At 36.7% G+C, this 21,623-nt stretch carries 13 protein-coding genes; 6 read left to right on the top strand and 7 right to left on the bottom strand.

Features of this window, described 5'->3' with window-relative positions:
* Positions 1-42: 42 nt before the first annotated feature.
* The 6 genes from HHL23_RS06415 to HHL23_RS06390 all read right to left on the bottom strand — a co-directional run bounded on the left by HHL23_RS06415 (position 43) and on the right by HHL23_RS06390 (position 8,492).
* A complete protein-coding gene (locus HHL23_RS06415) occupies positions 43-462 on the bottom strand; it encodes a Fur family transcriptional regulator (RefSeq protein WP_169233986.1) in 420 nt (139 codons plus the stop codon).
* Positions 463-477: 15 nt separating this feature from the next.
* A complete protein-coding gene (locus HHL23_RS06410) occupies positions 478-1,374 on the bottom strand; it encodes a cation diffusion facilitator family transporter (protein ID WP_169233985.1) in 897 nt (298 codons plus the stop codon).
* A 22-nt stretch (positions 1,375-1,396) separates the two neighbouring features.
* A complete protein-coding gene (locus tag HHL23_RS06405) occupies positions 1,397-2,278 on the bottom strand; it encodes a bestrophin family protein (RefSeq protein ID WP_169233984.1) in 882 nt (293 codons plus the stop codon).
* A 130-nt stretch (positions 2,279-2,408) separates the two neighbouring features.
* Positions 2,409-3,671, bottom strand: a complete 1,263-nt coding sequence (locus HHL23_RS06400) for an efflux RND transporter periplasmic adaptor subunit (RefSeq protein WP_169233983.1) — start codon at positions 3,669-3,671, stop codon at positions 2,409-2,411.
* A 1-nt stretch (position 3,672) separates the two neighbouring features.
* Complete coding sequence (locus HHL23_RS06395; RefSeq protein WP_169233982.1) at positions 3,673-8,034, bottom strand: CusA/CzcA family heavy metal efflux RND transporter; 4,362 nt, start codon at positions 8,032-8,034, stop codon at positions 3,673-3,675.
* 134 nt (positions 8,035-8,168) lie between these two features.
* On the bottom strand, positions 8,169-8,492 hold the full coding sequence (locus tag HHL23_RS06390) for a DUF6660 family protein (RefSeq protein ID WP_169233981.1): 324 nt from the start codon (positions 8,490-8,492) through the stop codon (positions 8,169-8,171).
* Positions 8,493-9,210: 718 nt separating this feature from the next.
* On the opposite strand from HHL23_RS06390, the gene HHL23_RS06385 reads away from it, so the two are divergent.
* The 6 genes from HHL23_RS06385 (at position 9,211) to HHL23_RS06360 (ending at position 19,546) form a co-directional block, all read left to right on the top strand.
* Complete coding sequence (locus HHL23_RS06385) at positions 9,211-10,281, top strand: hypothetical protein (protein ID WP_169233980.1); 1,071 nt, start codon at positions 9,211-9,213, stop codon at positions 10,279-10,281.
* A gap of 7 nt (positions 10,282-10,288) precedes the next feature.
* Positions 10,289-10,765: a hypothetical protein gene (locus tag HHL23_RS06380; RefSeq protein ID WP_169233979.1), complete on the top strand. Its 477-nt coding sequence runs from the start codon at positions 10,289-10,291 to the stop codon at positions 10,763-10,765.
* 52 nt (positions 10,766-10,817) lie between these two features.
* Complete coding sequence (locus tag HHL23_RS06375) at positions 10,818-17,438, top strand: SpvB/TcaC N-terminal domain-containing protein (protein ID WP_169233978.1); 6,621 nt, start codon at positions 10,818-10,820, stop codon at positions 17,436-17,438.
* 2 nt (positions 17,439-17,440) lie between these two features.
* A complete protein-coding gene (locus tag HHL23_RS06370) occupies positions 17,441-17,905 on the top strand; it encodes a hypothetical protein (RefSeq protein WP_169233977.1) in 465 nt (154 codons plus the stop codon).
* 96 nt (positions 17,906-18,001) lie between these two features.
* Entirely contained in the window at positions 18,002-18,928 is a 927-nt protein-coding gene (locus HHL23_RS06365; RefSeq protein ID WP_169233976.1) for a hypothetical protein, read from the top strand.
* A gap of 6 nt (positions 18,929-18,934) precedes the next feature.
* Entirely contained in the window at positions 18,935-19,546 is a 612-nt protein-coding gene (locus tag HHL23_RS06360) for a hypothetical protein (protein ID WP_169233975.1), read from the top strand.
* Between the two features lie 568 nt (positions 19,547-20,114).
* Here the strand turns inward: HHL23_RS06360 and HHL23_RS06355 are convergent.
* On the bottom strand, positions 20,115-21,608 hold the full coding sequence (locus tag HHL23_RS06355; protein WP_169233974.1) for a RagB/SusD family nutrient uptake outer membrane protein: 1,494 nt from the start codon (positions 21,606-21,608) through the stop codon (positions 20,115-20,117).
* Positions 21,609-21,623: the final 15 nt, after the last annotated feature.

Raw genomic sequence — 21,623 nt, 5'->3', positions numbered from 1 at the left:
ATACTATTTTGATGTAAAATTAAGGTTATACTCAGTGCAATACTATTGCAAACTTTCAAGGCAGTTTTCGCAGATTCCTTTGGCAAAAAGTCTTATTTCATCGATTCTGAAATTGGTCTGAACATTTTCCGGGAAAGAAATATCTTCTCTGCAGGTGGTCTGCTTGCATATTTTGCAGTAAAAATGCAAATGCCAGTCTTTGTGTGTTTTCTCATCGCAACCGTCATCACATAATTTATATTTTGTAGTGGTATTTTCCTGGATGCTGTGGACAATTCCTTTTTCTTCAAAGGTTTTCAATGTCCGGTAAATAGTTGTCCTGTCCGCATTATCAAAATGATTTTCCACTTCAGAAAGGGACAGTGCAGCTTCCTGCGTACTTAAAAAATCATACACCAGGATTCGCATGCTGGTGGGCTTGGTATTTTTATCGATGAGCTTGTTTTCTATATCTTTTTTCATGTCTGCATTTAATTTTTAAAGATGTACTTCCTGTTCTTCATAACCTTCTTCTTCAATCTGAAAAGTGGTATGGCTGATCTTAAAATTCTCGGTTGTTACGTCCGTTAAGGTTTTCAACAATTGGTTTTGAGCCGTTCTGCTATCTCTGACGATGTGTGCACTCATCGCATTTACGCTTGATGTCAATGACCATACATGAAGATCATGAACATCTTTTACTCCGGGAACTTCCTCCAGTGACTGACGCAGCTGGTGAATATCTACATCTTTCGGAGTTCCTTCCAGTAATACATTAACTGCTTCTTTCAGCAAACGCCAGGTTCTTGGAAAAATCAACAGACCAATCGCTGCTGAAATAATTGGATCAGCATAATACCAACCCGTTGTCAGCATAATAACTCCTGCAATCATCACTCCAATAGAGGTAAGCATGTCGGAAAGCACTTCAAAATAAGCGCCTTTCATATTCAGGCTTCCTTCTGAATCTTTTCTGAGGATCATCATTCCGATAATATTGACTACAAGTCCTAATCCTGCGACAATCAGCATTGTTTTGCTCTGAACTGCCGGAGGATTCTGAAATCTTTGGTACGCTTCATACAATACATACAGGGAAATACCGAGTAACACCACTGCATTGATTACTGCTGCCAATATCTCTGTCCGGTAATACCCGAATGTCTTAGAAGCATCTGCTTTTCGTTCTCCTATTTTGATGGCTATCAATGCCAAAAATAACCCCACAACATCGGTCAGCATATGTGCAGCGTCTGCCATCAGGGCAAGACTTTGGGTTACAAGGCCGCCAATCACCTCAGCAATCATGTAGGTTCCGCTCAACAGCAGGACAAAAAGCAGATTCTTTTTATTTCTGCTGGCCGGGGAACCTGTTTGTGTTTTTATTTCTTCCATGTTTTTCTGAAATTTTAGTTGATCACATTTCGTAATACAAAGAATTATCTTTTTTGGCAGGAACATTCTGATCTCCTGTCATCTGTTTAATATTAATTTCAATGGTCTGCGCCAATGCGGTCACAGGCGTATCTACAGGTCCGTTTTCAAAAGGATCCTGCATGATGATTGATGTTTTTTCTATCGCAAGAAACATGACCGGAATAAGGAATGTGATGATGATCTCAACAGCCAGCTGTGCATCATCCAGTCCAAAAGGAAGGATGGCAGCAAAAACATAGATTAGGGTATGCAACAAAATACTGTAAGACCTCGGGAAAACTGTATTCTTCAATCTTTCACATTTCCCCATACTATCGCAGAGCCTGGTGATGATGTCATTTAGCTGCATCTGTTGAAAGTCTGTTAAACCTTTTGAAGAAGCAATTTCTTTGAGCTGTTGAGAATGGGCATCCAAAAGGGCATTCGGAATATTTGTGGCTTTGATCTGATGCTTATCCAGATAGTTCTGAACTCTTTCTGAAAAAGGCTGTCTTCTTAAAGATTCCCCAAGCGCATAGGTCCAGATGATCTGCCTTTCTGCAAATTCTTTTATGATTTTATCTTCTCCAACAGGGGAAAACTGTATCACCAACCTCATCAGGGTTCTTGAATCATTCACTATCGCTCCCCAGACTGTTCTGGCTTCCCACCATCTTTCGTAAGACTGTGAGGTCCGGAAAGCCAGCAGCAATGATACTGCGGTTCCTAAGAGAGCAGGAATATTGAGTGGAAGTGAGATTTTCCGGAACCATGGGAGAAGGTCTAATAATCCTATGGACACAGCAAATATGCCCATATACAGAATCTGGGTTTTTATTTCACGGATGAAATACCAGATGGATATTTTCTTGTTTAACAGCATAGCTGAAGATGTATTAGAGCGTTTCTTATATTCTGACCTCTGAAAATGTACCGTAAACAACTCTAATTTAGGCATAAAAATCGGTAGTTCTTTCGGTCTGTTTCTATAAATCGATTATCATTTCCTTATTTTAATGCTCATGCCCGCCGGAATTGGAAAGTTTAGCATTCACGAAAAAGGCTCCTTTTACTACAATTCTGGCATCAACAGGAATTCCTTTAACAGGCGTAATGGCCGTATATCCCATATCTGATGTTCCTTTTATCACTTCTACTTTTTCAAAATTCAAGGTTTTTTGATGTTGGGCAGGTTCTCCTTTTTCTTCTTTGTGATCATCTCCACCTTCTTCCTCTTCATGTTCCTCCGGTTTTTTATCGGTACGGATAAAGACATAGTATTTTCCGTCGGCTTCTACGATGGCTTCATTAGGAACGGCAGGCGTTGTATTTTTATCAAGACTTACAATTCCGGTGATATTCATACCGTCGATGAGACCTGCTTTATTTCCTGTCACTGTGCCGTGTACAGAAACGGTTTTGCTTTCGTTTTCAAAAGAAGATCCTACACTGTAAACCATGGCATCATATTCCGTTTCGGGATTATTCGTTAACTTGAAATGCACGATCTGCCCTACTCTCATTTTAGGAAGATCTTTTTCAAAAACCTGCAGGTCAAGATGGATCGAATTGTTATCAATAATCTCTGCCACAGGTGATGAAACATCTACATAGCTTCCGATCTGTGCTGAAATATTGCTGACCGTTCCACTGATCGGTGCTGTAATCACCAACCCTGATCTCATATTGGAATTATTTACTTTTCCCGGACTGATTCCCATCATCTGAAGCTGTCTCAGAAGGGAAGCTTTTTTCGTTCTCAGGGTTTTAAGCTCTGCATCTGAACTCTGCAGGTTTTTCTTTGCGCCTGCATCATTGTCAAAAAGCTCACGCTGTCTTCGGTATTCCTGTTCTGCATAGGTAATTCTACTGTTGGTGGTCAGATATTCTTCCTGAAGCTGTATAAATTCAGGGTTTGCAATGGTTGCGATCACCTGTCCTTTTTTTACGATGCTTCCTACCTGTACGTTCAGGGTTTTGATCACTCCGCCATACAGAGAAGTGATAGCGGCTTTGTTATTATTGGGAACTCTCAGAAGACCGTTGGCTTTGACGGTGGACGTAAGTTCCTTCATTTCTATGGGACCTAAAGATATCCCGACGGACTTTATCTGTTCTTCAGTTAATGAAGCAATAGTCTGCGGTGCTTCTTCATGACCGGCTACCGCTTTTTCAGTTTTTACTTCAGTATTTTCTGCTGTTGCTTCTTTTTTTCCGCAGCTTATAAGTAAAAGTGCCGTGACGGTCAGAGATATGATATTGTGCTTTATTTTCATGTTATTTATTGATGATTGAATTAATGGTAACTACAGATTGATTGACCTGCTGAATGGATTCTAAATATTTTAACTGAATATTGGTGGCCGTCTGCAGGGCAAAGAGATATTCTACATAAGAAATTTCTCCTGTTTTGTACCCTAACTGAGCTGCTTTTACAATTTTTTCGGCATTAGGAATAGCCTGACTTATGTAATATTCATACTGTTGTATATCCTGCTGATATTGTTCAAAAGCATTTTCAAGCTGTGTTGAAAGCTGCTTCTGTTTCATCTTTGCATTGGTTTCGGCGGCCAGTTTTTCATACTCCAGAGACTGCATTCTTGCTTTTGTTGCTCCAAACATCAAAGGAATGGCAACGCCTACAGAGAACGAATTGAAACGGTCGCCCGCATTATAAAATTTCTCCTGCCCGTTTTTGGTATGGAAACCAATCAGCGACTGGCTGGTCAATCCGAGGCTGAATTCGGGAAGTCCCTGGGATTTCTCCACATTTTTATTCTTTTCAGCAATCTCCATTTCGTGATATAAAGCTTTGACTGTAGGGTTATTGACTACAGAAGAACTGTCGAGGATATTTTCTGTTCTCAAAGGTTCGTAATCGCTTTTAAAAGGAACTTCAATATCTTCGGAAGTATTTAATAACGTCTTTAAATTTTTATAAGCATTGTTTAAATACACTTCATTCTGTTTCAACAGCAGACTGATCTCCCCCTTTTGGGTTTCTGCTGTATTAATTTCAATCTTCTTTATATCTCCTGCTTTAAATCTTACGCTTGCAATTCGAATAAAATCCTGATACAGACTGTCGAGATCCTTCAGCTTGAATTTGTTGTACTGAAGGTATTCGATCTGATAATAATAACTCCTTACCTGTTTGGTCAGTTCGTTCGCCGAAACTTCTTTATCGATTTGCCTGCTTTTTATATTTTCAGTGATCAATTCTCTCCTTGCTTTGAACAGTGTCGGGAAAGGAATGGTTTGCGAAATGGCAAATGACTGATCGAATTTCGGACTGTTGTACTGCCCGAGTTGTGCTTCAAAATTTAATTTGGGAAGTTCTTTTGCCGTTCCTTTCAAAGCTTCTGCAGATTTTATATTCAGATCTTTTGATTTTAGAACCAAATTATTTTCGGCAGCCATTTCTACGGCCTGATCCACAGAAATCTGTCTGGTCTGCGCTTTAAACACCTGTCCGAACATCAGAAACCCAAGAACGATAACCGTTGTAATTGGCTTAATTTTATTCATTTTTCCTGAAATCTTTGAATTAAAAATAATATAGAGCATCGGCAAAACAAATAAGGTAAGGAATGTAGCGGTTACCAATCCTCCGATCACCACTGTCGCTAAAGGTTTCTGTACCTCAGCTCCTGCTCCTGTAGAAATTGCCATGGGCAGAAAGCCTAATGATGCCACTGTTGCGGTCATCAGAACAGGTCTTAATCTGGTTTTTGTTCCTTCGTATACTCTTTTCAATACGTCCGTCTCGCCATCTTTTTCAAGTTGGTTAAAGGTTCCGATCAAAACAATTCCGTTAAGAACCGCTACTCCGAAAAGGGCTATAAATCCAATTCCGGCACTGATACTGAATGGCATATCTCTCAAAAGAAGCGCAAATACGCCTCCGATGGCACTCATCGGGATAGCGGTAAAGATCAATGCGGCCTGCTTAAATGAGTGGAAGGTGAAATAGAGCAGCATGAAAATCAAAAACAAGGAAACCGGAACTGCGATCATCAGACGTTTGCTGGCTTCCTGTAAATTTTCAAACTGTCCGCCATAAGTAAAATAATATCCGGAAGGTAGTTTGACCTGTTGATCCAGTTTGACCTGAATATCTTTCACCACGCTTTGTACATCACGGCCTTTTACATTAAAACCGATCACAATCCTTCTTTTTCCTTCTTCACGACTGATCTGTGCCGGTCCCAGTTTATAGCTGATATTGGCGACCTGGGAAAGCGGAATCTGCGCTCCTGTTCCGGTCGCGATCATTAAATTATTCACATCATCGATATTCGTTCTGTGAAGACTGTCGAGACGGACCACAAGATCGAAACGTCTTTCGTTTTCAAACACCTGTCCGGCTGCTTTTCCAGCGAAGGCTGTACTTACGGCATTGTTTACGTCTTCTATATTTAAACCATAATTGGCCATTCTCGTTCTGTCATATTCTACGTTGATCTGGGGAAGTCCACTTATTCTTTCAATCTGCGGAGGCGTCGCACCGTCAACGGTCTGGATGATCTTTCCTACTTTATCGGCATAAATAGATAGTGAATCCAGATTCTCACCAAAAATTTTAACGGCAACATCCTGTCTGATCCCCGTCATCAACTCATTGAAACGCATCTGGATCGGCTGGTTCTTTTCAAAGAACACCCCGGGAATGGTTTCTAATTTTTCACTGATCTCATCGGCGAGTTCTGTATATGATTTTTTTGATTTCCATTCGCTTTGTGGTTTTAAAACGACAATCAGATCCGTGGCTTCCGGAGGCATCGGATCGGTAGGAACCTCAGCAGAACCGGTTTTTCCTACGACCATTTTCACCTCATCAAACTGTTTGATAATTCTTGAAGCCTGCATAGAGGTTTCAATACTCTGGCTGAGTGAACTTCCCTGCGGCAGAATACAGTGGAATGCATAATCCCCTTCCTGCAGCTGTGGAATAAATTCGCCACCCATATTTTTGAAAATAAAGGCACTAATGACAAATATGAAAATAGTGGCCGAAACAATGATGTATTTTACTTTAACAGCTTTATGCAGCATCGGCTGATAGATCTTCTGCAGGAAGTTCATCATCTTATCTGAAAAGGTTTCTTTATGTGACATCTTTTTAGACAAAAACAAAGCACTCATCATCGGGATGTAAGTCAGGGAAAGAATCAAAGCTCCCAGGATGGCAAATCCTACTGTTTTAGCCATTGGCGTAAACATTTTCCCTTCTACTCCGGCAAGGGTAAGAATCGGAATATAAACAATAAGGATAATAATTTCACCAAAAGCCGCACTGCTTCTGATCTTGGATGCAGAAAGGAAAACTTCTTCGTCCATTTCATTTTGGGTAAGGTTCCGTACGGATTTCCTTAGGCCTAAATGATGCAAAGTGGCTTCAACAATGATCACGGCACCGTCTACAATTAATCCAAAATCTATCGCTCCAAGGCTCATTAAATTGGCACTGACACCAAAAACATTCATCATTCCCAAAGCAAACAACAATGATAGCGGAATGGCTGAAGCTACAATAAGTCCTGCTCTAAGATTGCCAAGGAAAACCACCAATACGAAAATAACAATCAGGGCACCTTCTATGAGGTTTTTCTCTACGGTATTGATTGCTCTTCCGACAAGATCTGTTCTGTCTAAGAAGGGCTCTATCACCACATCATTGGGAAGCGATTTCTGAATGGTTGGGATTTTAGCTTTAATAAGACTTACTACATCGTTACTATTGGCACCTTTTAACATCATCACTACACCACCTACTGCATCTACTTTTCCATTATAGGTCAATGCTCCGTAGCGTACAGCACTTCCGAGACGTACCTCTGCCACATCTTTTATAAAAATGGGAACGCTTCCGGTTTCATTTTTAACCGAAATATTTTTAATGTCCTCCAATGAAGTTACAAATCCGATTCCCCGGATAAAATAGGCATTCGGTTTTTTGTCTATATAAGCCCCACCGGTATTCTGGTTGTTTTTTTCCAAGGCTGTAAAGATGTCAGAGATGCTTACGCCCATTGCTTTAAGGCGGTCAGGATTTACCCCTACTTCATACTGTTTCAATTCTCCTCCGAAGCTGTTGATTTCTGCAACACCGGGAGTTCCGTTCAGCTGTCTGCGTACGATCCAATCCTGCATGGTACGGAGTTCTTTAGCGGAATATTTCTTTTCGCTGCCTTTTTTCGGGTGGAGAATATACTGATAGACTTCTCCGAGGCCCGTACTTACAGGTGCCAGTTCCGGTGTTCCCACTCCTTTGGGGATTTCTTCTACTGCCAGTTTCAGCTGTTCATTGATCAGCTGCCTGGCAAAATAAACATCTACATTTTCTTTGAAAACTACCGTGATCACGGAAAGCCCGAATCTTGAAATACTTCTGGTTTCCTGAATATCCGGGACATTGGCAATACTCTGCTCTATAGGAAAGGTAACAAGCTGCTCTACTTCCTGTCCTGCGAGTGTGGGACATGCGGTAATGATCTGCACCTGATTGTTGGTAATATCAGGGACAGCATCTATGGGGAGTTTCGTAGCACTCCATACTCCCCAGATAATGAGAAGTAAGGTCATGATACCCACAACCACCTTGTTTTTGATACTGAATTTTATGATTTTATCTAACACGATCTGTATTTAATTTTTTATTGGAAATACTGCATACGGCAATAATGCCGCTGCAAAAATATCACGAAGACCTCTGCAATGGTATTGCAAAGTTTAATAGATAGAAAGCCTAACTTTCTAATAATCAATAAAAATTAAATTTTAGGAGGTTGCCAGATATGATCGTACATCTGGTATGCGAAATTGTTTTTCTGAAAAAGAATTTTCTTTGAAAAGTAAGCCTGAACCTGGCTCGGAATTTCTAATAAAGGATCCATTTTGAAAGAAGATACCGTCATCTGACAGCAACTGCATGTACACAGCGGTGAGCAGACATCTCCTTTATCCTTTGAATGGGTTTCCTGGATATTGAATGACAGTTTAATCTCTGTAGGTCCTGCAGGACGGTGCACATCTTCGCAAGGCATCAGTGATAATGCCATGAAATAGAATGCTAGTATCCATCTTAACAGGTTCATATGGGCAAAGGTAAAGTTTTTTTCTAAAACGGGAAGACTGTAGAGTGATTTATTATATTTTTATCATCTAATTACTTTTTAAAGAGCATTAAATTTTCAAAAATAAATTAACACTGATAAACAACTATTTACGAGTTCAAAATCGGTGTTTTTTTTATTTTCAACGCTTAATATTTTTTGATTTAAAAGAGTTTTAACTAAAATTATTATGCTTTTTTTCAATTCATCATAATGTAATTCCCATTTTAATGATTTGTATCATTATTGTCAGTTTTTGATTTAAATATTCTTTATTTTTGCTAAAAAAACATAACCTCATTACTAAAAAACACAGCCTTCAGTCACTCACCTACTGACATTTTACATTAACCATTTTTGAAAAACATTTATACTGAAAGAAAATTATGAAACAATCTTTATTATTTATTCTGAGCTTTTCGGCTTCATTACAATTTGCACAGAACCGGAATACAGATAGCTCAAGTGCTACTCCTTCGAACAAATTTACAGAGACAATTGTTCATTTCTAAGGCCAACAATACAGAAGTTACACGATCCTTCACAGAAGGATGGACTACTGAATCCACAATGCGTAACCACAATCCTTTAGTAATTCCACTGCAAAATACGTTGGAAAATATTGATGAAGGACATTTAGTAACGCAGAGAAACTTACCTAATCTATTTAATTGAACAAAAAACAAACAACTATAAACAGATGAAAATTAAATTATTATCATTAGCCATATTGGCATCATCTTTCACATTTGCACAGTTATACACTCCAGCTGGTGCAATACAAGCCTCTTCAAATAATTATATTGGTATTGGAACCAATGCTCCAGAAGGGAGTCTTGATATTAATGCAAATAGCAGCATTCCTATCATCAGAGGTAATGGAGGTTATATTCCAACTGGACTGAGATTTATTGATGATTCATATACACAGTCCGGCCAGGTAAAGGAATGGAGTATATGGAAAGGAAATACTTTTAATAAAGGATTGGCATTTATGAGATATGACGCAGTCAATCGGTGTGCAGGAGGGATTTGTGATGCTCCTTTATTCTTAGCAGATAATGGTAATATAGGTATAAATACAGATTCACCTCAAGAAAAATTTACTATTTATGGGAAACACTTCACTTCTACAATCCTATTGCATGCAGACAATGATGGTAATGCTCCTGCTGATTTAATGATTTGGGCTTCTGAACCAGGATTAACCTATTCCGGGGTAGGTATTGGAAATAATATAAAAAATAATGTGAATGGAGTAAGTATGGAAAGAGTCAATACCTCAAAAGGAGGATCATATATTCGATTGCTAGATAATGAAATTAATTTTAATCTAGTATCCGGTTCAGGACTTAAACAACAGACTCTGACTTTACATTCCAACGGCAATGCATCACTACAAGGTAAATTTGAAGCCAAAGAAATAAAAGTAACTCTTACACCAACAGCTGATTTTGTTTTTGATGAGAATTATAATCTTCCAAAACTAGAAGATATTGAAAAGCACATAAAAGAGAAAAAGCACCTTCCTGAAATTGCATCAGCAGCACAGATGGAAAAAGAAGGGGTAAATGTTGGAGAGTTTCAAATTAAACTGTTACAGAAGATAGAAGAACTTACCCTTTATTCAATAGAGCAAAACAAGCACTTAAAATCTCAATCAGAACAAATTAGATTGCTTAAGGAAGAAAACAAAGCCTTAAACATACAAGCTGAAAAGCTGGAAAAATTTGAAAAGCAGCTGGAAAAACTTCTTTCTGAAAAAAAATAAAATACATATGAAAATAAAATTACTTTCGATATTCTCCCTGATGATAGGATTTTTAGGATTTTCCCAAACTGAGGTCTATTTCAAATATGACGAAGCAGGAAACCAAAGATACAGAGGCCCTAATGTTGCAGGAAAAACAGCTCCCGCTGAAACAGCAAAACAGGATACAAAAACAGTAGCTGCTCCGCAACAGCAAGAAGCTCCCGCCATGGATGAAAAAACTTTCCTGAAACAGATCAGACTCTACCCTGTACCCGTTAATGATGTTCTTACCATAGACTGGACTGAAGAAGCAGACGATCTTATAGAATCCGTTTCGCTGTATCAGCACAGTACGGTACACTGGAAATTCCAACAGCAGAATATTCCTGCATTGAACCGTCAGCTGAAGATCAATATGACAGGTTATGACTGGGGTGTTTATATTCTGCGCTTTACTTTAAAAGATGGTAGAGTGTTTAGCCGAAATGTTACCAAACGATAAGCTATTTATCTGATTCGTCATCTATCAATTTATTAACACAAAGAAAAAGAATATGAAAATTTTCTATTCATTCATAATATCCTGTCTCTCAATATTAGGATATTCACAAACTATATTATACCAATCTGAAAGCACATCAAGAACCGTTCAGGATCCACAGACCGTAGTGCTTGCACAGGGATTTCATGCAACATCAAATATATCCAATCCTTTTGTTGCTAAAATTGGACCTGGTACGGAAAATCCGGGAGGAGGGCCAATTGATTCAGGAGCTGGTGCGGGTAATCCAACCGGAACTACAGAAACAACAGATAATAAATTCCATGACACTAAAGGAAATATTGACGTGAATGGGGCAGGACAATTACAATTTACGTTACCGATTGATCTGCCTCAGGGCGTGAAAAATGTTTCTCCAAATATGAGCTTAATCTATCTGAGTAATTCCGGAAATGGAATTGCTGGTTTTGGATGGGCTTTATCAGGCGTTACTACTATCTCAAGAAGTGGTAAAAATATTGAAAAAGATGGAGAGTTAACCAGTGTAAAATTAGATTATTCAGACTATTATAGTTTTAATGGTCAGAGATTAATTTTAAAATCAGGAGAATACGGAAAGGACGGAGCAGAGTATGTGACCGAAAAGTATTCAAATATCAAAATTAAATCTATTGGAACAATAACCGGACAAGCATGGCAAGGTCCCGAATACTGGGAAGTGACTTTTGAAGATGGCTCGCAGGCTTGGTATGGTGGCACTACTTCGGGAGCAAGTTTAGCCAGAACCCCCATAGAATACAATATTGCTAAATGGAGAGATGCTCAGGGAAATTATATTGTGTATAACTATGTACAGACTGCATCTAAAAATGTAGCTTCAGTTTCCAGCATTAAATGGGGAGGAAACGAAGTATTAAATACTCCTGTAATCAATGAAATCACATTTAACTATATGCCTAGAACTTTGTCTGAGCAATATTATATTGGTGGAGTTTCATTGATTCAGGACAGGATATTGGATAATGTTGTTGTGAAAACGAACAACAATTCCTATAAAAAATATACTATTGAATATGGCAACAATGGTACAAGCTACCAGTTTGTTAATAAAATTACGGAATATAATGCTGAGGGAGCAGCTGCTAATCCTATAGCATTCGAGTACCCCCAGCCAGTTCCTTCTTCGGTAGACTTGGATTATTTACCCAATAGTGATCCATTTAGTGGCGTAAAGCTGACAGGAGACCTCAACGGGGATTCCTATATCGATTTTGTTATGTCAAATGGTACTGTAAAATTGGGAGCATTTAATAATGACACTTTTACGACCATTACCACCAATAAGTATTTTGAAACTAATGCAAAAGTAGTGAGTACATTACTGGACGAAGAAGGACAAATCTATAACGGGAACGGGATTGTACAATATGAAGAAGGGAAAATTGTAGGTTATATCTTCAGAAATAACATTTTTGTCAAAGTATTTGAAAAATTAGTATATGATGAATCCGACTGTGTGACAGGTAATGAACCCCCACCTGCGGGTTGTCGCATAGAGGTTCCCTCATTGAATGAAGGTGATATTAATGGAGATGGTATCTCGGACATTTTTTTGACTTTAAAAAAAAGAGTTTGTGAATGGGTGCCAGATCCTGCTTGTAATAATATTACACCAAATGAAACTACGAACCGTCCTGCTCCGTGTACCGTTCTGAGATGTGCCACATATGATGTAGGAAACTTTATTGTGGATTTAAAAAATCAGAATAATCCAGTTGCTATTTATACAATTGATGCAGGAATTAATGAAAACATTCTTTATAACCAGCAATATATGGATATAGATGGAGACGGAAAGGTTGAAATCATCAATGTCTCCAATAATGATTACAAAGTATTTGAATTTGTAAAAACGGCCCCGAATCAATATCTGAAAAAGATTAGGTTTACAAGTGGTTTAATTGAAACCAAAGATCCTGAATTTCCTGTATTATTTGGTGACTTTAATGGTGACGGTAAATTAGATTTTACCATACCTGTTACAGATAATGCTGTTGGGAAACCTGATAACTGGAGATTTTATATAGGAACAGGAACAGGATTCAATAATTTCCTTAAGACTGAGTTCTTCTCTTATAGAAAACGTCAGACACAGGTTAATAACAGCTATACCCAATTTGCCAGACAGTACTTTTTTGCTGTTGCTGATATGAATAAGGATGGTAAATCTGATGTTATTCAAGTATTTTCCTATAATCAGATTAATAATTCCAGCGCACAGGGATATAGAGATTTTGGATATGTTATAAGCACAAAATTAGCCAATGGAGCTGCCTCTGATGGTACGCTGAATTTCCAACCCATCCCATCTTTTGTAAGTCCGACTTATGGAGTGCAGGATATACAGGATTTAACGTTATTCACACCATTAACAAACCCAATAAAGGCAAATAATAACTATTATAACGTATTTCTATATTGGAAGGAGCATCTGCATAGAATAAAAGCACCTACACCACTTTCAGAGCTGGCAAGGATTAAATCCATTAATCAGGGAAATGGGAGCATTATAACGGGAATTAGTTACGCGGAAGCAGTTTCTAATGGAACTAATATTTATAAGAAAGTTAAGAAAGAGCTCTACCCTTATTTTTCATTAGAAAGAGTGGATCAGACATTCGTTGTTTCTCAACTTCAGCAGGTAGGCAGAAAGCAGGATTTCCGATACAGAGGAATGACAGGGCATTTGCAAGGAAGAGGAAGTATTGGGTATCACCAAATGGCTCGATCTTCATGGTATGCAGATGGTTTTGAAAACACGAAAATATGGAGTGGTGTTGAAATTGATGCTCAAAAATTCGGTCAACCGGTAAAAGAATGGTCAATCAGAACTAACGACGAAAATCTAATTTTCCCGACAGATATTTCTGTTAATAATACTCAGCTGTTATCATTTAAGCAAAGTAACTATTCTATTCAACAATTGCCTAACAAAGTTGATGTAATTCTTCCTGAAACCATTATTGAAAAAGATTTCTTAAAAAACATTACTTTAACAAAATCGGTAACTTATGACAATTACTATTTACCAGCTTCAACCCTGATTAATGTCAATAATAATTTTTCAACGATAAATACCACTTTTGAATACATTCATAATCCATCAGGAGTTGGATCAGACTATTACATTGGGCGCCCGAAATCTAAAACTACCGTAAATCAAGCCTATGGCGATACTAAATCTGCTAAAGAAGAATATGTATATGAAAGTAACCTTTTAAAAACGCTTAAAACATGGAACAGGGATAACACCGAATATTTACAAGAAACTTATACTTATGACGGATATGGAAATATCACTCAAAAAGTTATCAGTAACAGTGTAGATTCTCAAACCCAAACCAGTATATCTAAATACGAATCTACAGGAAGATTTGTTGAAAAGAATACGGATAATCTCGGACTAGCGACTAGCTACACATACAATGATAAAGGACAAATTCTTACCCAGACCGATCCTTTGGACAACAAGCTTACCAACACATATGATGCTTGGGGCAAATTAATGAAATCCAAAACCAATCTCGAAGGAACAACAACATATCAATATGAAAAAGATAGCCAATCAAATATAACTATTACTCAATATGATCCTGATGGCGATGTCTCAAAAAAATACACCAACAAATTAGGACAGAATTATAAAACATCTACAAAAGCATTTGGACAGGGGCAATTTGTAGCTCAGGAAACCCAATATGATGTTTTGGGCAGGAAAACGAAAGAGAGTGAACTTTATTTTGAAGGTGGAAATATAAGCCTATGGAACGTCATCGCCTATAATGATACTTTTTATCCCGCTAAAATAACAGCAACTGCATTAGCAACCTTAAATAATGCTGGAGAAATATCTTCATTCTTGGGCAAGCAAATAGAAACTATTATTTCTGGAAATACCATCTCTGTAACAGAAGTTAACGGATATGCAAGAACAAATAGTAAAACCACTGATGCTTTAAATAATGTTATCTCCAGTACAGATAAGGGGGGAACTATCAATTTCTCTTATAATGCTGCGGGCGAACAAATAAAGGCACAATACGCTGAAAATATAGTTACTACTAAATATGATTCTTGGGGAAGAAAATCAGAATTCAATGACCCGTCTAACGGATTATATAAATATGAATATGATCCTTTTGGACAATCTAAAAAAATCATCAGCCCGAAAGGAACTAAACAATACACTTACAATAATTTAGGTCAGCTTATTTCTCATACAGAAATCTCCACAACAGATGGCGGACAGGCAACTAATAAGATAATTTCTTATTCTTATGATAACAAAGGTAGGGTAGTTTCAAAAGCCGGAACCTCCAAAGGAAAATCTTATAGCTCAAATGTTGCATATGATCCGCAGGGAAGATTATTATCTTCGTCTGAAAGCAGTAATGGGAAATATTTTATACGAAAAGGTATTACGTATGATGACAAAGGCAGAGTGCTTTCTTACGAAAAACAGTTATATTCTTCTGGTATTTTGACTAAAGTACAAGTAGAAAATTTATATAGTGCCTGGAATGGAGAGCTTTATCAGGTAAAAGATAAAAACTCAGGGAAAGTTTTATGGGAACTTAAAGAGACCAATGTTAAAGGGCAGGTTGTAAGAGCCAAATTAGGAGCATCAGATATTAATAATACATATAATGATGCAACTGGTTTCTTAGCAGAAATCAAACATATTTCTCCTGTACAGAGTATTCTAAATATCCAGTATACTTTCAATGTTATTAAAAATGAACTTAAGTTGAGAAAAACTTTAGGAGATTTTAATATAATTGAATCATTTGATTACGATGACAATAACAGATTAATCAGCTGGACAAACCCTAGAACGGGACAAAATTCTCAAAATAGCTATGACACCAAAGGAAGGATCATAGAAAATGATCAGGTGGGAACGATTAAGTATGAAAACTCCACTAAGATCTATCAGCCAACAGGAATGACCCTGAACGCAGCAGGAACTCAGAATTATAATAATGACCTGATCCAAAGCATAGCCTACAACGAGAATAACGATCCTGTCTTCATTGATGGCGAGAAAGGAGATGCTGCATTCCAGTATGGATTGACAAGCATGAGACAAAGAGTTACGTATGGAGGAAATTTTGATCCTGATCAGGAAGGTAAATTCACCAAGTTCTACAGTGAAGACGGAAGTTTTGAAATCGTAAAAGACAATACAACAGGTAAAGAAAAACACGTTCTTTATATTAGTGGAAGTCCATACGAAAGCAGTATCATTTACCTGAAGAATTATGATGAAACCAATGGATCTTACAAATTCTTACATAAAGATTATATCGGAAGCATTCTTGCCATTAGTGATGAAGCCGGAAACAAGCTGGAGCAGAGACATTTTGATGCTTGGGGGAATTTCACTCATTTACAAATAGGAAATGGAGCGATTATTACCGATAAAAATATAATTAACAACACTTCGTTATTAGTAGAAAGAGGCTACACCAGCCATGAACACTTTGCAGAAGTAGGAATCATCCACATGAACGGAAGACTGTATGATCCATTGTTAAGAAGATTCTTAAATGCAGATGAAAATATACAAGACCCTACCAATACCCAGAATTATAATAAGTATGGGTATGTAATGAATAATCCTCTCCTTTATAATGATCCTAATGGAGAATGTTTAGTCCCATTATTTGGTGTACTGGTGGCATCATGGGTTGCGGGGGCTGTTGTAGGTACAATGGTAGCAGCAGGGATGTTCATTCTTAAATCTTTAGTTAATGGAACATGGTCTTGGGGTGGTTTTGCCAAAAGCTTACTCCTTGGAGCTATCACGGGAGCTGCCACTGGAGGATTAACTGGAGGGATGTCCGCCAGTGGGTTTAACGGGGCCGTCATAGTTGGTAGTATGAACGGAGCTATTACAGGTGGTATTGATGCTGTATTTAATAAGCAGAACTTCTTTACAGGATTGTACAAAGGTGCTGTAATGGGTGCTGCTATGGGTGCTATTAATTATACTATTAATTATTTTGTAAATGGAAACTACAAAAGAAAATATTTATATAAAAAGACAACTGAGCACTATACTTACGATCCAAATGTAGATGAGAAAGTTATGTTAGAAAACATAAATGATATGAGAGCTGCCAGAGAATCTGTTTCAGCAGGTGAAAAAAAGGTAACTAATGTTGGAAAAGATATATTAGGAAAAGGTAATTCTAGAGGATATATAGATCCAGGAAATGGTGACGCTTATGCATATACAACCACTAATTTTATAACTGGTCTTGAGGATATAACTTATTCTCCATTAGCCGCCCAGCATAAGGATCTTTTAGGCGTAACAATGGTTCATGAAACTGGACATGCATATTTAACAAAATTAGGAATAAAAGAAACTAAAATTGATATTACACTTGAATCTGGTGCAGATACAATAGGTCATTTTGCTATTGGAAAGTTGGAGCATGTATATGCTGATGCAAATAAAATACCTTTTTCTCAAAGATTTGGATATATGTATAAAGATCAATTAACTGTTGATTATTTTTTATTAAATAAAGCTTTACAGAAGGGAATAGATAATATTTATAATACCTTGCACTCAATTTTTAATAAACAGATTATAATAAAATAAATATGAAAATTTTAATTTTAACATTCACATTTTTTTATAGTGTAATTTTAAGTCAAAATTACTGTGATAAAGATTTTTTATATGAGAATCTACTTTATAGTAACAACAATATTGATCTAAAAGAACATTATAATAGTTTAACAGGAGAATATTCATTTGTCTATTGTGGTACAAAAGGTGTTCAAAGAAATATTAATTTTAATGTAAAGTTAACTGATGAGGAAAAGGTAAAATTAAAAGAAAAATATATTGATTTAAAAATTAATAATAAAATTTTATGCATTATAGTTGATGATAATCAATTATTTAGTAGTATTTCTATAACTTACAAACATGATAAGCAAGACTGTGCAAGTAACGAAGATGATAGACAAGCTTTGATAGCTTTTAATAGTTTTTTTTTACAAATAATGCAAAAAAAGGAAGAATATAAAAAAGCATTATATTGGAAATATATAAAAAAATAACCAGCTTCTAATGTAGAATGTCTTATACCTTTATTTGGTGTACCGGGAGCATCATAGATTGCGGGAGCTGTTGCAATAACAAGGGTAGCCACAAGAATGTATATATTAAAATCTTTAGTTAACGGGACATGGTCTTGGGGTGGTTTTGCCAAAAGTTTATTATTAGGAGCCGTCACTGGAGCTGCTACAGGAGGACTCACCGGAGGAATGTCAGCCAGTGGCTTTAATGGAGCCGTCATAGTTGGTAGTATGAATGGAGCTATTGCAGGAGGAATAGATGCCTTGTTTAGCAAACAGAATTTCTTTACGGGACTATATAGAGGAGCCTTAATGGGTGGTGCAATGGCAGGATTAGGCTACGGTATTAGTAAAGTATTAATGATGTTAACAACACCTCATTATAGTTATCATAATATTACAGAAGAGGATCTTAAATTCTTAGAATCAGATAATTCTTCTCCAGTAGATGCATCACCCCGTACTATGTGGAAAACTTTCTATGACAAAGGTTGGAACGAAGATGGTACAGGAGCACGTAACTTTTATGCTGATAATCCAACTAAGAGGTATATTAGAGACGGTGACTGGTACTATGATACTGTCGATAAAGTTAGAGCAGGTGGATATACGAGATTTAATAATTGGAATAATACCACATCCATAAATTTGGCAAAAACAGCCTTTGCTTCAAAGTTAAGATTAGAATATGTTATGACACATGAATTAGCCCATTCTACAATTTTTATAAATCCATCTTTACGATCCTTTCTACAAGTTAAAGTTCAAAAAAATGGTAAAGAAGTTTATGAGCCAGAAATGTTACTACATAATGGACTTAAGACAGATGTCAGTATTGAACATGGTGCAATATGGGGGATAGAAAGAGATTTTATAAATAAATACGGTTCAAAAGGTCTATCTGGAATAATGCATGATTCATTGGGTACATATTGGAATGATCATTTTGCCCCAAATAAACAATATAATCATGTATATGAAGCGATTAAAAAATTAGTAAAATAGAAAATTATGAGAAAAATCATTTTAGTAATGTTATTTTTCTTTTTTGTTCTGTCTTGTAATAAAAAAGAAAAAGAAGGTGTAGAAATTTATATGGAAAAAAAGCAACAACTTAATAGTCATTGTTTGCTGGTCAAAATAATTATTAAGAACAACGATAAAAAAAATTATTTGATTCCTATCGGTCCAAATTTTTATTTAGATAATGATAAAAAAATGTTACAGTCAATTCCTTCACAGATTATAACTTCAGATTTTATAACTTTCGATGATAGGAAGGATTTTATGTTACAAGAATTTACTGAAAAAAATCTATACAAAGGATTTTCTCATGAAGCCTTTAAAATGGCAATATTAAAAAATTATGAAGAATATGCAAATTCATTATTTTTTATTCCAAAAAATTCTAAAAGAGAACTGTTCTTAGCTTTTAATAACTATATGTATAATACGCATAATCGTAATGAAATTTTTAGCGATAAATTCACAAAAATAAGAATTGTTCATTATGTAAAAGAAGACGTAAAAACTATAGATTCATTGATTAATTATAATAAATTAAAGTATATTCTGTACAAAAAGAATATATATTTAAATGATTCATTATATATCAATAAATAGAATTTGAATATATATGTAATGAATAGTAGATCCGAGTGGAGAATACTTAGCCCCTTTATTTGATGCTGATATTATATGTTATAGAGCTGTTTTTAGGGATAATGATAGTTGTAGGAATGTTTATTCTTAAATCTTTAAATGAAATATGGTCCTGGCGTAGTTGTCTAAAGTTTGCTCATAGGAGCCACAACAGAAGCTGCTATATGAGGACTCATCGAAGGAATGTTTGTCATAGTGATTTTAACTAACGGGAGCAGACACCATTGGTCGTATGAATAGCTCCATTTCCGGAGGAATAAATGGCAAGTCCTACTTTTCTGGCACAGGCATAAAAAAACAATTCTAACTGTATCTGAATTAAAAAGATTATGTGAACTAGAGATAAAGAACTTAATTTTTGAATCCTAATAAAAATGAAACCTATTATTATGGCAATTAAATAACTGCACTCCCCCAGATTTTTTTGGGGGAGTTTTATTTTATAATAAATCTATCTCAAAATATTCCCACTCCCACAAAAAAAGCCATCGCAAACACGATGGCCCAAAAAAATCAAATCTAAATAAAATTACAAATTCGGATTATTATCAATCTCCTTCTGAGGAATATTGAACAGATAATATCTACTGTTCGGTGCAAAAGCAGTTTGATCAGGAAAATTAAAGACCGAATGCCCTCTTCCGTTCACTGTTTTTATGGTTCCGTCAGGAGTGGTAATCTGTACTTTTATAGGCTGTCCGTTGGCATCAACAAATGGTTTTCTTACTACTGCTCCCTGCGTTCTAATAATGTCTGAAAGGGAGAATCCTTCTCCGAAAAGCTCTTTTCTTCTTTCGATCAGTATTTCTTTTACTACATCATTCTGAGCAAGAGAACCTGTGTAAGGATTGGCATTTCTGGCCGTTTTCAATTGGTTTAAAACTGTCACTGCGTTTGTAATATTTCCAATTCTGGCTTCTGCCTCCGCTTCGATCAGGTACATTTCTGCGGCCCTCATCAATACAATATCTGCGATAAGACCAGTTTTAAATTTAAACTTGGAATACCTTAACAGACCTTCCCTACCCGGCAGACCATCCCATTGAAACAGCTGATATCTGATATCATTCGTGTCAAACAGATCTTTGAAAAACGGATCTGCCATAAAACTGTAATAATAACTTCCTGAAGAAGATACATCAAGATAATGGAAGGCATAGCTCGCTCCAGACTGTTCTTGAGTCTGCCCATGTCCCCAGATCCATTCTCCATTGCTGATGTCATTGAATCCTTCTTTATATTTTTCAGGAGTCATCAGCGGATAGCCTGCTCTGGCTAGCTTTGCCGCCGCTGAAGCTTTGCTCCATTCTCCGGTATTCAGGTAAGTTCTTGCTAAAAGTCCGTTGACTACCGCTTTGTTGATCTTGTCCTTATTATTTCTTGTATAATTAGTCAAAAGGTTATCCGCTTCCGTCAAATCACTTTTAATCAGTGTATAAATTTCTTCAAGACTTGCTTTTTTCTTTGGAACAGAACTTATCGTTGAAGGTTCCGTATAAATCGGAGCTGTAAGTGCCGTTTTGTCTTTCAGATAACTGAACTGGTAAAAGCTGGCCAGGTTCAGATAACAGAAAGCACGCAATGCTTTAGCCTGTCCTTTTACCTGATCTTTTTTTGCATGGCTTCCTTCTGTCTGGTCAATACGGGCAATCACATTATTCATGTTATTAATGGTGGAATATAATGTAGACCATATAAACTGTGGACGCGAAAGCGTATTGTTAATCATTTCCGTAAAAGCGTAGGCAGATGGGAATCCATATTTATTAGTAAGAATAGCAGCATCACTTCCCATCGCATCACTCGTTCTCAAAACTGTTGAGTACCCGATATTTGCATAGGTGGGTCCATCATCATTAAATTTTGCCCATGCGCCATTGATTACCGTTTCTGCACTTTCTGCTGTTTTAAAAACCTCTTCGCCATTAGCCTGATCTGTAGGAGCCGTTTCCAGCTCATTTTCACAACTTGTTAGCGACCAGAGAGCAACCAGAGCAAAAGATATATATTTTAATTTTTTCATTGTTTCAAATTTTAA

This window comes from Chryseobacterium antibioticum, from assembly GCF_012927325.1.
GTDB classification, from domain to species: domain Bacteria; phylum Bacteroidota; class Bacteroidia; order Flavobacteriales; family Weeksellaceae; genus Chryseobacterium; species Chryseobacterium antibioticum.
Note: the sequence above shows the minus strand (reverse complement) of the source record. Positions and strands in the feature narration are given on the sequence as shown.